We start from the raw sequence: 14,368 nt of genomic DNA, 5'->3' as shown, positions 1-14,368 counted from the left end.
ACCCCATCGTGCTCGGGTTTGATCTTAGTCAGATTGGCTTTGATGAACACTACTTTCGAACTCTGCGCTTACTCAGTTGTCCCTGCCAACCTGCGTTCCAGTCGATCAAGCCCAGTCCGCAAGGCTTTGTAACCGCCCTGTTCGGCCAGATGCTCTCTCAACTCTGCGTTCAACCCGCAGGGGGTGTTCAAGTCGGCAAGCGCATCCGAAAGCGGACTAGATGACAGGGTGCTCCCAAGCAATAGCCGCAGGAACTGGTCGGCGGTTGCGGTGTCTCCGGTCCGGTCACCCAGCCAATCTGCCGCTACTTCGGTCAATTTCAAGGCCGGAGACAGGACAGCCTGTGCAGTCAAATAGGCCTCCATCTGATTTGAGGTGTCGAACGAGAAGACGGTGTTCGCCGTCCCGAACAGAGACTCAACCAACATCGATTGCGGGCGGACCAACACAGGTGAGTTTCCCTGAGCAATCGACGGGAACGGGATCATGGTGGCCGTAAATTCGGCAGGCGCAATGAGGGTCGAAATCTGTTCGGATGATATGCCAGCCATAAACGAGATGATGCTCTGATCCGGGCGAAACGTGAGTGCTGAAAGAACCGACCCGGCGACATCCACAGTGGTGCCAAGGAATATCACATCGCTGGCATCAATGACGCTCTGATTATCCGCAATCTCGATATGTGGAAACGTCGTTTTCAGATGCTCCGATTTGGCCGCATTACGATTGCTGACCACGATTTGATGCCCATCATTTGCAATGCCCGTTATAACGGCAGATGCGATTGTTCCGGTTCCGATAACTCCGATTTTCATGACAGGTTTCTTTTCTGTGTTTGCGTTTATTTGCGGCCAGGCATTTTAAATGTCTTTGACCAGTCGGAGGGCGTCATAGATTGCCGCATGGGTGTTACGCGCGGAAACTGCGTCGCCAATTCTGAACAGATGATACCCTTGGCTCGCTTCATCCGGTATCTGCGGAATTCCACTTATCAGATGGTCGTAATTCACAGCCCCTTTGTTGAGGCTTTGATCTTTGAGTTCAAAGTACAAATCATCCAAGGGCATAGTTCCGTAATTGACAACGATCTGATCATACTTGGCTTGATAAGTGTGATCGCTGTAGTCTGTACCGATGGTAGCGGTCAGTTGATTGCCAGCACGTGCCACCCCGGTCAGACGTCTCGTCACGGTAAAATGGACATCCTGTGATTGTAGGCTGCGCATATACGGCACGAGGTTCATCCCCATGATGTCAGGTGCGAAAGTCCGATCCGGGGTCATGATTTCGACCCGGGCTCCTGAAGCGGCTGCAATTTCCGCAGCTTGCAAGGCTGGATGGTCCCCGCTTTCATCATAGATCAGGATCGACTTTGCGGGTTTCACATCGCCGGAAATGATGTCCCAGCTTGAGGTGACGTGGTCTGGCTCCGCATGAGTTTCGTACAGCTGCGTGTTTGGCAAGCCGCCAGTGGCCACGATAACCACGTCGGGGTTCTGGGCCAATACATCTTCGGCTGTGGCCCATGTGTTGAAGTGAAACACGACATCGCGTGACGCACATTGGGCCATGCGCCAATCGATAATGCCTATCATTTCGCGTCGCCGTTGGGATTGTGCTGTTAACCGTATTTGCCCTCCGGGATCAGCAGCGGCTTCGAACACGGTGACGTGGTGGCCGCGTTCTGCCGCGACACGGGCGGCTTCCAATCCGGCAGGACCCGCCCCGACAATAACGACCTTTTTGGGTATCTCCGCTGGCGAGATATCATGCGGCAAACTCAACTCGCGACCTGTTGCGGCATTGTGCAGGCACAGTGCCTCTCCGGCTTGATAGATCCGATCCAAGCAGTAAGTCGCGCCTACGCAGGGGCGAATATCGTCTTCGCGCCCGTCGATGATTTTGCGGACAATATGGGGGTCCGCCATGTGCGCGCGGGTCATGCCGACCATATCCAGCAGGCCACTGGCCACAGCATGGCGAGCGGTCGCTACATCCGGGATGCGCGAGGCATGAAAGGTCGGCATGCCGGTTTCTTTGCGCACCGCACCCGCGAAATCCAGATGGGGCGCGCTTTTCATGCCTTGGACAGGAATAATATCGGTCATGGCTGGGTCGGTGTGAATGCGGCCACGGATCACATTAAGGAAATCAACCTGACCTGTGTCGCGCAACCGTTTAGAGATTTCCAAACCCTCTTGGGCAGAGACTCCGCCGCTTTGAGCCTCATCTGCAGTATAGCGTAGACCCACGATGAACTCGGAGCCGACCCGTTTTCGGATCGCATCGAGCACATCCATCGTAAACCGAAGACGATTGTCCAAAGTTGCTGCGCCATAGGGCCCTTCGAGAGTATTAGAAAGTGGTGACCAGAATTGGTCCATCAAATGGCCATAGGCCTGCAATTCGATCCCATCCATGCCTCCGGCCTGCATCCGTTCAGCGGCGTCAGCATAGTCCGATATGATACGGTCTATGTCCCAATCTTCGAGCTTTTTAGGAAATGCGCGATGTGCCGGTTCACGATCTGCACCTGAAGACACCGAGGGTAGCCAGTCGCCTTTGTTCCATCCGGTGCGCCGCCCAAGATGGGTCAGTTGGATCATTACGGCGCAGCCATGGTCATGACAGGCATCCGTTAGGTTGCGAATCCATGGCACGACTTCGTCTTTGTAGGCGAGAATGTTATTAAATACTGGCGGGCTGTCTCGAGAGACTGCCGCAGATCCGGCTGTCATGGTCAGGGCGACACCTGCTTTGGCCCGTTCTTCGTGATACGCGCGGTATCGATCCTTGGGCATGCCATCTTCGGGGTAAGCCGGTTCATGGCTGGTGGTCATAATCCGGTTTCGAAGGGTTAGATGTTTCAATTGATAAGGCTGCAGCAGCGGATCTGTGGACATTATGGCTGAACCTCTCAATCGATCTCAGTAAAGGTGCGGGCTTTGTCCAAAGAATGGGGCAAATCATGCACCGTGTACCAGAGCAAAAAACTCATAGGGGCATTAATTCAGCTCACCTTAGAACCTCGCAGAAAGGCGCGTCGTAGCTGAGGGGATAAAGACTGATGAGGTAAAGAGGCTCTGGCTGAGCCAGAGAAAAACTGCCCTCCGAGTGCGAAAATTGCATCGGAGGGCAGGTTCGTTCGTGAGTGGTGGTGGTATTTGTATGTGTCGTACTGTGAACCTTAGGCCCAACGGCCGCCAAAGTCGGCAGGGACTAAGAGGTTGTCGCGGCTGAGCCCTGCCACATTCTTTTCGCCACAGAGCGCCATTGTTGTATCAAGCTCTTTGTGGATGACTTCCAGGGCCTTGGTGACGCCGGCTTGTCCCATTGCGCCCAATCCATAAACAAAAGCTCGCCCGACGTAAGTTCCTTTTGCCCCTAGGGCGAGGGCTTTCAGAACGTCTTGGCCTGAACGAATGCCGCTGTCCAGATGGACTTCAACGCTGTCACCGACCGCGTCCATGATCTCTGGCAAAACCCTGATAGAACTTAGGGCCCCATCCAATTGACGCCCGCCATGATTGGACACGACAATTGCATCCGCCCCCAGTTTAGCTGCCATTTTGGCGTCTTCAGCATCCAGGATCCCCTTGAGGATCACTTTGCCGCCCCATTCATTCATCAGCTTTTCAACCTTGCCCCAATCCAGGCTTGGATCGAATTGCTCGGCGGTCCACGCCCCGAGAGAGGAGGCATCGGAGATACCATCAACGTGGCCAACGATATTGCCAAATTCGCGACGATGCGCCCGCAACATCTGCAAACCCCAGGTCCACTTTGTCATCAAGTTTGCGACCGTGCTTGGGGTCAGTTTTGGCGGGGCGGACAGACCGTTCTTTAGATCTTTGTGCCGCTGTCCAAGGATCTGAAGGTCCAGCGTGATCACCAGAGCTGAACATTTGGCGTCTTTCGCGCGCTGAATCAGACGGCTGACATAGTCCGTGTCTTTCATCGTATAAAGCTGAAACCAAAAAGGTTTGTTGGTATAGTCGGCGACGTCTTCTATCGAATTGATCGACATGGTTGAAAGCGTGAAAGGCACGCCGAATTCTTCGGCTGCGCGTGCGGCTTTCATTTCGCCATCTGCATGTTGCATACCTGTCAATCCGACAGGGGCAAGGGCAACCGGCATTGCAACATCCTGCCCGATCATCTGACTCGCCGTGTTGCGCCCAGTCATATCAACTGCCACCCGTTGGCGCAGACGGATCTGGTCGAAATCTGATGTGTTCTCGCGGAACGTCTGTTCGGTCCAACTGCCGCTTTCGGCATAGTCATAAAACATCCGGGGAACGCGGCGTTCATAGATGCGTTTGAGGTCTGCGATATTGGTGATGACAGGCACGAAAGGCACTCCCTCGCTAATGTGGTTAAGTTTTATTACCAATTTTAGCTCCAGGATGCAATCGCAGATCGGCATCGTTAAGCGGCCATTTACGACTTGAGCATACTTTAGACGGACCGAACGTCGGAGGATGCCATGAAGGGCGTTGTTTTTGTTGAGCTATTGCGGATGGCAGAGACTGTCTTGGGCGAAGAAGCCGTAGATCAGGTGCTGGACCAAACCGAACTGCAATCTAATGGCGCGTTCAGCGCGGTCGGTAACTACCCCTGTCGAGAGCTTCTTAGTTTGGTTGACGCGTTCGGAGAGCGCCTTGGTGCGCCGCCAGAAGCTTTACAGGTGAAGTTTGGACATTGGATGTTTAGCCGGTTCGTTGAGGGATATCCCGAATTTTTCGATGGCAAAAAGGATGCCTTTGAAATGCTAGAGGCGATCGAAGGTGAGGTTCACGTCGAGGTTCGGAAACTGTATCCAGAGGTTGAGCTTCCGAGCTTTGCCACCAACCGACCGCTCCCATCGCAATTGCGCATGGTCTACGAATCTGATCGTCCTTTGATGCATTTCTGCCTTGGCTTGATCGAGGCGTGTATCGCGCATTTTGAAGACCAAGCAGATATTCAGATGGTCGAGCAGTCGGATCCACGAAAGTTTCGAGCTGAGTTTTTGATCGAGAAGGCGGCTTGAACTGAATGTCTGAGACGTCTCACCCTTTACCTCAGGTGGTGTCGCGTCGCCGCTATGAACGGGCTCTGATCGCCAGAGAAGAGGCCGAGCGGTTGCTAGAGGCCAAAAGCCGTGAATTGTATGAAGCCAATCAAGGTTTGCTGAAGTCAAAATCATGGTTGGAAAAAGCGGTCCAAGAACGCACTGTTGAGCTTGAAGCAGCCCGCATCGCCGCTGAGTCTGCGAATGCGGCCAAATCTGTCTTTTTGGCCTCCATGAGCCACGAAATCAGGACGCCCCTGAACGGTATCTTTGGGATGGCGTTGGCGCTGTCAGAAAACGGGCTTACGGATGAGCAAAACGCAATTGTTGATGTCATTCGAGACAGTGGCTCACTTTTGTTATCCGTCATCAATGACATCCTCGACCTCTCAAAAATTGAGGCTGGAAAGCTCGAATGCGAACACATTCCGTGTGGACTGGGTCAGCTTTTGGGATCGATTGAAAAACAGTATCAACTGGGCGCGCAGGAAAAAGGGTTGGAATTCCGGGTGTCCATCTTTGAGGGCGCTGGCATTTGGGTAAAAACGGATGCAACGCGTCTTCGTCAGGTCGTTGGAAATTTGTTGTCCAATGCAATCAAATTTACGGACAAGGGCTCTGTCGCAATGTTGGCAGATATCATCCCTTTGAATGGCGGCTGGTCAAAACTAACGATAACCATCACGGATACGGGCCCCGGAATCCCCAAGGATCAGCATTCGCGTTTGTTCAAGCCATTTTCTCAGGCAAATTCCGGTATTACGCGTAATTTTGGTGGGACAGGGCTAGGCTTGGTTATATCGCGTCGAATTTGCCAAGAAATGGGGGGTGCCCTCACCCTGAAAAGTGATGCTGGTCAGGGGGCCGAGTTCGTGGCTTCGGTATTGGTCGAACCCTGCGACAATGAAGAAATGATCGGTGAGGACTTAGAGCACAGTGAAGCGGTGCTCACTGGAACGCGATGGCGCATTCTGGCGGCCGAAGACAACCGGACCAATCGCTTAGTATTGCATCACATGCTTAAGCGATTTGGGATGCAGTTGGAAATGTCAGAAAACGGTGAACAGCTGATTTCGCGCTGGCGGGCGGAACCTTGGGATCTGATACTTATGGATGTGAACATGCCTGTCATGGATGGGTTGCGAGCGACACAAATCATCCGTGATCACGAACACGAAGAAGGCCTCGAGCCGATCCCGATTATTGCGGTGTCAGCCAATGCGATGTCGCATCAGGTCAATGGATACCTTGCGCATGGGATAACGGATCATGTGGCAAAGCCGTTGCGTCGCGCTGAACTTGTCCGGGCGATGGCAACAGCTTTGACCTCGAAATCTGTGGGTTAGGCGCGATGAGCCCCATCTGACAGGGTTTTTACAAATGCCAGAACTTCTGCGGTGGATTTGCCCTGTGCCAATTGACTGACAATTGCACTGCCGACCACGGCACCGTCTGACAGGCTGGCGATGGTTTCCGCGCGTTCCGGAGTGTTGATGCCAAACCCGACAATGATCGGCAGATCGGTGGCCGCCTTCAGGCGTGCAACTTCGGGGCCAACATCACCGGCCTGTGCTTCGGCGGAACCCGTGATCCCTGTGATCGAGACGTAGTACACAAAACCAGACGTGTTTTGCATGACACGGGGCAAACGCTGATCGTCCGTAGTTGGGGTTGCCAGGCGGATAAAGTTCAAGCCGGCGGCCTGCGCAGGCAGGCAGAGCTCATCGTCTTCTTCAGGTGGAAGGTCCACGACAATCAAGCCATCAATGCCAGCCGCTTTTGCAGCGCTAAGGAAGGCGTCGACGCCCATGGAATAGATCGGATTGTAATAGCCCATCAAAACAATAGGGGTTGTATCGTCGGTCTCGCGGAACTGGCGCGCAAGTTCCAGAGTTTTGTTCAATGTCATCCCGGCGTCCAAGGCGCGCTGCCCGGCCAACTGGATGGTTGGGCCGTCTGCCATCGGGTCGGTAAAGGGCAAGCCGAGCTCGATAATATCGACGCCTGCACCGGGAAGACCCTTGACCAGTTCCAGTGATGTTTCAAAATCCGGGTCACCCGCCATCACATAAGAAACAAAGGCCTTTTTGCCCTTGGATTTTAGATCTGCGAATTTGGCGTCGATACGGGTCATGGTCTGCATCCTTTTCGGTTGAGTCTGATGTGCAGAAACTTGGCGGGAAAATCAATCCCGACTGAGTCCAGTCGTGAGAAGAATGCGCTGAAACCGTACGATAAGGGGGCCGAACTGTACAATTCCCTCCGAATTTCTGTGATATCGAGGTTTAAGTGCGGGGTGAAAGCACGACCTTGTCTTGCGTCTTAGCCCCTAGCTGCCTAGAAGCAGCCGTCATATGGCTTCAGGAGACCGGCAATGGGCTTTAAAATGGGAATCGTGGGTCTGCCCAATGTTGGCAAGTCGACCCTGTTCAACGCGTTGACCAAAACAGCAGCAGCGCAGGCGGCGAATTTTCCGTTCTGCACAATTGAACCCAATGTCGGAGAGGTCGGCGTGCCGGATGCGCGCCTTGATAAACTCGCCGCGATTGCGGGATCAAAGCAGATCATTCCAACGCGCATGACCTTTGTGGACATTGCTGGCCTGGTCAAAGGCGCGTCCCAAGGCGAAGGTCTGGGCAATCAGTTTCTGGCCAACATTCGTGAAACAGACGCGATTGCGCATGTGTTGCGCTGTTTCGAAGACGGAGATGTGACCCACGTCGATGGCCGCGTAAACCCGGTAGAAGATGCGGAAACCATCGAAACTGAGCTAATGCTGGCTGACATTGAAAGCATCGAAAAGCGGTTGCAGAATATCGTGCGTAAGGTGCGTGGCGGCGACAAAGAGGCTGTTCAGCAAGAACGCCTGTTGCGTCAGGCGCTCGCAATGCTCGAAGACGGCAAGCCCGCACGTTTGATCGAAGTTGACGAAGAAGATGCAAAAGCGTGGAAAATGCTGCAGCTTCTGACAACCAAGCCAGTTCTGTACGTGTGTAACGTCGGTGAAGCCGAGGCCGCAGAAGGCAACGCGCATTCTGCCAAGGTTGCTGAAATGGCCGCCGCTCAGGGGAATTCACACGTCATTATCTCAGCGCAGATCGAAGAAGAGATCAGCCAGTTGGAAGATGACGAAGCTGAAATGTTCCTGACTGAGATGGGCCTAGAAGAAGCCGGACTCGATCGTTTGATCCGGGCAGGTTATGAGCTGCTTCATCTGGAAACCTATTTCACCGTCGGTCCGAAAGAGGCGCGCGCCTGGACCATCAAAACAGGTACAGCCGGGCCACAGGCGGCGGGCGTCATCCATGGTGATTTCGAACGCGGCTTTATCCGCGCAGAAACCATCGCCTATGACGACTACATCGCCCACAATGGCGAACAGGGTTCAAAAGAAGCGGGCAAAATGCGCGCAGAGGGCAAGTCGTACATCGTTAAAGACGGCGACGTGCTGCACTTCTTGTTCAACACCTGAACCAAGGCGCGTTCTGATTAACGGCGCCCGGATTCGAAATTTCGCTCGACCGGGCCGCCATATTCAGGGCGCACAAGCTTTCGATATGACCGACCAGCTTGCCCATCGGGTAAGTGCGGCCAGTTAGACCAGCGCGGGTCTGTATCAGGCACCTGCGCGCCTTTCTCAATTTTTTGGTCTTTTGGATCTACTTTCCCGGTCGCCGCTGCGACTTGCGGCAGGATCAGCAGTGCAATTCCTATGCTGGATGCCACATATCTCGGTAATGTCATTTTCTAACGCCTCCAGAGGGCTTTTAGGGCCTGTTGATTGGGTGGGTCTGAGGAAAATCCGACAGAGACAGACTGCGCTTCAGATCAATATATATCAACTCACCCTGCTTCACCCCTTCGTGATCCACCCTCGGTGCGCCGGCTAGTAAGTTTTGCTGATATGCTCTGCGGATGAGACAATGTCTTTTTGTCGCCCCCAAATCTGATCAAAAGAAAACCCTTGGACGAATCAACCCTCTGACGTAAACGGCGCTTCCACACCGCCTTTTTTTCAGCTGTAGGTCCACCTTATTGAAACACTCTCACGACGCACCGCATTCCGTTTATGGCGTGGACAAATGGGGCAAGGGCCTCATCGTGGTGACGGACGAGGGTGAGATTGGACTGACCAATCCACTGGCACCCGAGGCGCCCGCGATCAGCCTGCCGAGCATTCTGCACGATCTGGACGAACGGGGTATCAAATCTCCGATGATCCTGCGGGTCAGTTCGTACCTGGAAAACGAGATCGCCCACATCAACGAAAGTTTTGCGGATGCCATCGCGCGCGTTGGCTACAAGGGCAATTATCGTGGTGTTTTTCCGATCAAGGTCAACCAACAGGCGCAGGTGATCGATCGGATCGTCGAGTTTGGGCACAAATTCGACTACGGTCTTGAAGCAGGCTCTAAGCCAGAGCTGGTGATTGCATTGGCACATCGGCTGGCCAAAGAGGCACTGATTGTGTGCAATGGCGTCAAGGATGCTGAATTCATACAGTTGGCGATTCTGTCCCGCAGGCTGGGCTTTAACACTGTGATCGTGTTGGAAAGCCCGAAAGAGGCCGACACTGTCATCGAAGTTTATCGTGAATTGGGCATCGAACCGTTGTTGGGCGTGCGGGTCAAGTTGACCAATCAGATCAGCGGTAAGTGGGAGGAAAGCTCGGGCGACCGATCTGCCTTTGGCATGAACACCGATCAACTGGTGGCCGTCGTTGATAAGTTGCGTGATGCTGGGCTGATTCAATGTCTCAAGCTACAGCACTCGCATCTGGGGTCTCAGGTGCAGGATGTGAACGACGTGCGCCGCGCCGTGGGCGAGGCCTGCCGATACTACACTGAACTGACTGCCGAAGGCGTGCCGCTCACCCATCTGGATTTGGGCGGTGGCATGGGGGTGGATTACACCGGCGAAAAGAAAGCTGCAGAGAATTCGATCAATTACACGGTTGAAGAATACTGTGCCAATGTCGTTGAAACCGTGGCTTATGCTCTAGACGAAGCAGAGGTAGCGCACCCGACTTTGGTCACCGAAAGCGGCCGGGCGGTGGTCGCGACCTCGTCGATGTTGGTGTTCAATGTCTTGGAATGCACGCTCTATGACGCGCCAACAGCACCGGATGCGGATCCTGACGACCATCACCTTGTTTCGGATCTAGCCGCTGTGCGCGGATACCTGAAACCCGACCGGTTACAGGAATGCTGGAACGACGCGAATTTCTATCGCAACGAACTGCGCGCCCTGTTTCGTCGTGGCTATGTGGATCTGCGCCAGATGGCGCGCGCTGAACGCATTTATCTGAACCTGATGGCCCGTGTCAAAGCGCTGGTTGCGGCGCAAGACGGCGAGACGGATGTGGATGACCAACTGGAGAAGTTGGCCGATATCTACCACTGCAATTTCTCGCTGTTTCAGTCGCTGCCCGATGTCTGGGCGATTGACCAGTTGCACCCGATCGTGCCCTTACAGATGTTGAACCAGACCCCGGATCGCCGCGCGGTTCTGTCGGACATCACTTGTGACAGTGATGGTAAGGTCGACAAGTTTATTCTGGCAGATGGTGTATCGCCGTCCCTACCGGTGCATTCCCTGCCCGAAGAAGAGACCTATTATCTGGGTGTGTTCTTTGTTGGCGCCTATCAGGAAACGCTGGGCGATCTACACAATCTCTTTGGCGACACAAATGTGGTGACCATCGATTTGCGCGCAGACGGTGGGTTTGACCTGTTGCACGAGCAAGAGGGCGACACGATCTCACAGGTGCTGTCTTATGTTGAGTTTGACCCGACCGACTGCGTCGCGGCATTCCGCAAGTTGGTCGATGGTGCAATTTCTGCTGGAACACTCAAAGCCAGCGAACGCAAGCTGATCATTGGGGCTTATCGCGACAGCATCAATGGCTATACTTACTACGAATAATACCCCACCCAGAGGAGATTTGCGCATGGGTAAGACACTGGTTGTCGGTGCAGGGGGCGTTTCCCACGCCGCAGTGCACAAGATGGCGATGAACAGCGATATCTTTACCGATATCACGCTGGCAAGTCGCACCAAGTCGAAATGCGATGCCATTGCCGCGGCCGTTAAGGACCGTGTGGGCGTTGAGATCAAGACCGCCGCGTTGGACGCATACGATGTGGCCGCGACTGTCGCGCTGATCAAGGAAACCGGGGCGGAGCTTTTGGTAAACTTGGCGCTGCCATATCAGGATCTGGTGCTGATGGACGCCTGCCTAGAGGCCGGGTGCCACTATCTGGACACCGCGAATTACGAGCCCGAAGATGTGGCCAAATTCGAATACCATTGGCAGTGGGCCTATCAGGATCGCTTTAAAGAGGCTGGCCTGACCGCCATCCTTGGCTCTGGCTTTGATCCGGGCGTCACGTCTGTCTTTGCCACTTGGTTGAAGAAACACAAGCTGGATACTATCCGCCAGATTGATGTTTTGGACGCAAACGGTGGGTCAAACGATCAGGAATTTGCCACCAACTTCAATCCGGAAATCAACCTGCGCGAAGTGCTGGCCGAAGTGCGTCACTGGGAAAACGGTGAATGGAAACACAGCCCTGCGATGACCCACAAGGTCGAGTTCGACTTCCCGGCAATCGGGCAGAAAAACATGTACCTAATGTATCACGAGGAACTGGAGTCACTCAGCACCCACTTCCCCGAGATTGAGCGCGCCCGCTTTTGGATGACCTTTGGCGATGCCTATATCATGCACGCCAAGGTTCTGGAAAACGTCGGTATGACGCGGATTGATCCGGTTGTGCATGACGGTCAGAAAATCATTCCGATCCAGTTCCTCAAGACCTTGTTGCCCGATCCCGGTGACCTGGGCAAAGAAACCAAGGGCAAGGCTTGCATCGGCGATATCGCGACGGGTCAAGCCAAGGATGGCTCGGGTGAAAAGACTTTCTACATCTACAACATCTGTGATCACGAAGAGTGCTATGCCGAAGTTGGATCGCAGGCCGTGTCCTACACGACTGGTGTGCCCGCTATGATCGGTGCCGCGCAGCTGTTGAAGGGCAACTGGAAAGAACCCGGCGTCTGGAATATGGAACAGCTAGATCCCGACAACTTCATGGACATGCTGAACGAGCATGGTCTGCCGTGGCAAGTTCACGAGCTTGACGGCCCGGTCGACTTCTAAGTTATCCGTAAAAAAAAGAGTTGCCCGGTGACAAGGTCGCCGGGCATTCACATCCACGCGCAGTCGGGCGCTGCCCCTGCCTCATACGGAGGGTTCATCTTGTCCGAGATGATGACCACTCAGGCCGGTGATGCCGGCGCTTTCCGCAGCTTTGATATGTCTCGTGTGCCGACACCGTGCTTTGTGGTCGACGAAAAGGCTGTTGAACGGAACCTGACTATTCTAGGCGATATTGCGGACCGGTCCGGGGCTCATGTGCTCAGCGCGCTCAAGGCGTTTTCGATGTTCGCTTTGGCCCCGATGGTACGTCAGCACCTTGGCGGCGTCTGTGCGAGCGGTATCTTTGAGGCCCGATTAGGGCGCGAAGAATACGGAGGCGAAGTGGCCACGTTTTGCGCAGGTTACAAAGACAGTGAGATTGATGAAATTATCGCGCTGTCCGATCATGTAATTTTTAACAGTCCCACTCAGAAAGACAGGTTTCTGGCCAAATGTCAGGCTGCTGGCAAACAGGTTGGATTGCGGATCAACCCGGAACATTCCGAGGGCGAAATTCCCAAATACGACCCTTGTGCGCCTTGTTCACGCTTGGGAACGCCTGTTTCGCAAGTGACGCGCGAAACGCTGGTTGGGGTTGATGGGGTGCACATGCATACGCTGTGTGAACAGGGGTTTGATCCGTTGGCGCGGACGTGGGCGTCGGTTGAGCCGCGATTGGCCCCTTACCTGTCGCAACTCAAATGGGTGAACTTTGGTGGCGGCCATCACATCACCCGCGATGATTATGATCGCGAGGCTTTGATTGCGTTCATCAAAGAGATCCGGGCCAGATACGACATCGACGTGTATCTTGAACCGGGTGAAGCCGTGGCATTGGATGCAGGAATTCTGATTGGTGAAATCCTCGATCTACCGGAAAACGGGATGGATCTTGCGATCACGGATATCTCTGCGACCTGTCATATGCCTGATGTGATCGAAGCCCCGTATCGCCCGGCCTTGATGAATGAGACCGACACGGGCCACACTTATCGTCTGGGCGGGCCATCGTGTTTGGCAGGTGATGTGATTGGCGATTACACTTGGGCGCAGCCCCTACAGGTCGGTGATCGTTTTGCCTTTCTGGATCAGGCGCATTATTCGATGGTGAAAACCAACACCTTCAACGGGGTACCCCTGCCGACCATCGCGCTGTGGAACAGTGAAACTGATGCGCTGCAGATCGTGAAACAGTTCAGTTATGATGATTTCAAAGAAAGACTCTCATGAGCATTTTCCTCGACAGTGAACTCAGCTCGTCCGAGCGTGGTTCAGATGCCCGTTTTCGCGTGATCCCGATGCCATTAGAGCGCACAGTCTCCTATGGGTCCGGCACGGCCAAAGGCCCAGAGGCAATCATCGAGGCGTCGAATGAGCTGGAACGCTTGTGTCAGGGCATAGAACCCTGTGCGCAGGGCATCGTGACAGAACCAGCTGTGGATTGCACTGGCGACATGCCGGATGTGATGGAGCGTTTGGCCGCGCGCACTGAGGCGGCCGTAAAGGCTGGCAAAGTTCCGGTAACGCTCGGCGGGGAACATTCGCTGAGTTATGGTGCGGTTATGGGCGTAGCGCGGGCTTTGGGTAATCCGATTGGGATCGTTCAGATTGACGCGCACGCAGATTTGCGGGTGGCCTATCAGGGCAATCGGCACTCGCATGCATCTGTGATGCATTTGCTGGCAGAAGAGGGCGTAAAGCTGGCGCAATTCGGCGTGCGCGCACTTTGTACACAAGAGGCCGAAAGTCGTACGAAAAACGGTGTCTTCTACAAAGATGCCGAAGAGCTGGTCACGGCAAATATTCACGCCGTCGATCTGCCAGAGGATTTTCCCGAACTGGTTTATGTCAGTTTTGACGTGGATGGGCTGGACCCGTCTCAAATGCCCGCAACCGGAACGCCAGTACCGGGTGGTCTGGGATATTACCAAGCGCTGCATCTTGTTGAACATGCCCTGAAGGGGCGGACCTGCGTTGGTTTTGATGTTGTGGAACTGGCACCTGATGGCAATGCCGCTTGGGATTTCACAGCGGCGCAGATCGTTTATCGACTGATGGCGGCAGCGACCGCATAGAATAGAAAGAGGCGCACCCGGTTGGATGCGCCTTTTTTA

At 54.2% G+C, this 14,368-nt stretch carries 12 protein-coding genes; 7 read left to right on the top strand and 5 right to left on the bottom strand.

Going from position 1 to position 14,368, the window contains the following annotated elements:
* Nucleotides 1-68: 68 nt before the first annotated feature.
* The 3 genes from ABWV33_RS19440 to ABWV33_RS19430 form a co-directional block, all read right to left on the bottom strand.
* Nucleotides 69-815, bottom strand: a complete 747-nt coding sequence (locus ABWV33_RS19440; protein WP_353333138.1) for an NAD(P)-binding domain-containing protein — start codon at nt 813-815, stop codon at nt 69-71.
* A 45-nt stretch (nt 816-860) separates the two neighbouring features.
* On the bottom strand, nt 861-2,903 hold the full coding sequence (locus ABWV33_RS19435; protein WP_353333136.1) for an oxidoreductase: 2,043 nt from the start codon (nt 2,901-2,903) through the stop codon (nt 861-863).
* Between the two features lie 284 nt (nt 2,904-3,187).
* Nucleotides 3,188-4,351 (bottom strand): alpha-hydroxy acid oxidase, encoded by a 1,164-nt coding sequence (locus ABWV33_RS19430; RefSeq protein WP_353333134.1) that lies wholly within the window; start codon nt 4,349-4,351, stop codon nt 3,188-3,190.
* Between the two features lie 135 nt (nt 4,352-4,486).
* Here ABWV33_RS19430 and ABWV33_RS19425 point away from each other — a divergent pair, with 135 nt between their 5' ends.
* Both ABWV33_RS19425 and ABWV33_RS19420 read left to right on the top strand, forming a co-directional pair.
* Nucleotides 4,487-5,032, top strand: coding sequence for a heme NO-binding domain-containing protein (locus ABWV33_RS19425; protein ID WP_113821963.1), 546 nt, complete (start codon nt 4,487-4,489; stop codon nt 5,030-5,032).
* 5 nt (nt 5,033-5,037) lie between these two features.
* The gene (locus ABWV33_RS19420; protein ID WP_353333132.1) at nt 5,038-6,399 is read left to right on the top strand and encodes an ATP-binding protein; all 1,362 of its coding nucleotides are present in this window, start codon (nt 5,038-5,040) and stop codon (nt 6,397-6,399) included.
* On the opposite strand, the gene trpA is transcribed toward ABWV33_RS19420, so the two are convergent.
* On the bottom strand, nt 6,396-7,187 hold the full coding sequence (trpA, locus tag ABWV33_RS19415; RefSeq protein WP_164622562.1) for a tryptophan synthase subunit alpha: 792 nt from the start codon (nt 7,185-7,187) through the stop codon (nt 6,396-6,398). The genes ABWV33_RS19420 and trpA overlap by 4 nt on opposite strands.
* Before the next feature lie 240 nt (nt 7,188-7,427).
* Here trpA and ychF point away from each other — a divergent pair, with 240 nt between their 5' ends.
* Nucleotides 7,428-8,525, top strand: a complete 1,098-nt coding sequence (ychF, locus tag ABWV33_RS19410) for a redox-regulated ATPase YchF (RefSeq protein ID WP_113821960.1) — start codon at nt 7,428-7,430, stop codon at nt 8,523-8,525.
* Nucleotides 8,526-8,542: 17 nt separating this feature from the next.
* On the opposite strand, the gene ABWV33_RS19405 is transcribed toward ychF, so the two are convergent.
* Nucleotides 8,543-8,797, bottom strand: coding sequence for a hypothetical protein (locus ABWV33_RS19405; protein ID WP_353333129.1), 255 nt, complete (start codon nt 8,795-8,797; stop codon nt 8,543-8,545).
* A gap of 291 nt (nt 8,798-9,088) precedes the next feature.
* On the opposite strand from ABWV33_RS19405, the gene speA reads away from it, so the two are divergent.
* The 4 genes from speA to speB all read left to right on the top strand — a co-directional run bounded on the left by speA (nt 9,089) and on the right by speB (nt 14,329).
* Nucleotides 9,089-10,978 (top strand): biosynthetic arginine decarboxylase, encoded by a 1,890-nt coding sequence (gene speA / locus ABWV33_RS19400; RefSeq protein WP_353333127.1) that lies wholly within the window; start codon nt 9,089-9,091, stop codon nt 10,976-10,978.
* Between the two features lie 25 nt (nt 10,979-11,003).
* A complete protein-coding gene (locus ABWV33_RS19395) occupies nt 11,004-12,215 on the top strand; it encodes a saccharopine dehydrogenase family protein (protein WP_113821957.1) in 1,212 nt (403 codons plus the stop codon).
* A 99-nt stretch (nt 12,216-12,314) separates the two neighbouring features.
* The gene (gene nspC / locus ABWV33_RS19390; protein ID WP_353333338.1) at nt 12,315-13,484 is read left to right on the top strand and encodes a carboxynorspermidine decarboxylase; all 1,170 of its coding nucleotides are present in this window, start codon (nt 12,315-12,317) and stop codon (nt 13,482-13,484) included.
* Complete coding sequence (gene speB / locus ABWV33_RS19385) at nt 13,481-14,329, top strand: agmatinase (protein ID WP_353333125.1); 849 nt, start codon at nt 13,481-13,483, stop codon at nt 14,327-14,329. Before nspC ends, speB begins: the two co-directional genes overlap by 4 nt.
* The last annotated feature ends 39 nt before the right edge of the window (nt 14,330-14,368 follow it).

The organism is Phaeobacter sp. NW0010-22, assembly GCF_040365955.1.
Lineage (GTDB): Bacteria > Pseudomonadota > Alphaproteobacteria > Rhodobacterales > Rhodobacteraceae > OMPR01.
This window is presented reverse-complemented; position numbering and strand designations above follow the sequence as displayed.

What these genes read in the sequence shown, in the direction of transcription:
- ABWV33_RS19440 (WP_353333138.1), bottom strand. Translation starts at nt 815, where the DNA reads ATGAAAATCGGAGTTATCGGAACCGGAACAATCGCATCTGCCGTTATA.
- ABWV33_RS19435 (WP_353333136.1), bottom strand. Translation starts at nt 2,903, where the DNA reads ATGTCCACAGATCCGCTGCTGCAGCCTTATCAATTGAAACATCTAACC.
- ABWV33_RS19425 (WP_113821963.1), top strand. Translation starts at nt 4,487, where the DNA reads ATGAAGGGCGTTGTTTTTGTTGAGCTATTGCGGATGGCAGAGACTGTC.
- ABWV33_RS19420 (WP_353333132.1), top strand. Translation starts at nt 5,038, where the DNA reads ATGTCTGAGACGTCTCACCCTTTACCTCAGGTGGTGTCGCGTCGCCGC.
- trpA (WP_164622562.1), bottom strand. Translation starts at nt 7,187, where the DNA reads ATGACCCGTATCGACGCCAAATTCGCAGATCTAAAATCCAAGGGCAAA.
- ychF (WP_113821960.1), top strand. Translation starts at nt 7,428, where the DNA reads ATGGGCTTTAAAATGGGAATCGTGGGTCTGCCCAATGTTGGCAAGTCG.
- ABWV33_RS19405 (WP_353333129.1), bottom strand. Translation starts at nt 8,797, where the DNA reads ATGACATTACCGAGATATGTGGCATCCAGCATAGGAATTGCACTGCTG.
- ABWV33_RS19395 (WP_113821957.1), top strand. Translation starts at nt 11,004, where the DNA reads ATGGGTAAGACACTGGTTGTCGGTGCAGGGGGCGTTTCCCACGCCGCA.
- speB (WP_353333125.1), top strand. Translation starts at nt 13,481, where the DNA reads ATGAGCATTTTCCTCGACAGTGAACTCAGCTCGTCCGAGCGTGGTTCA.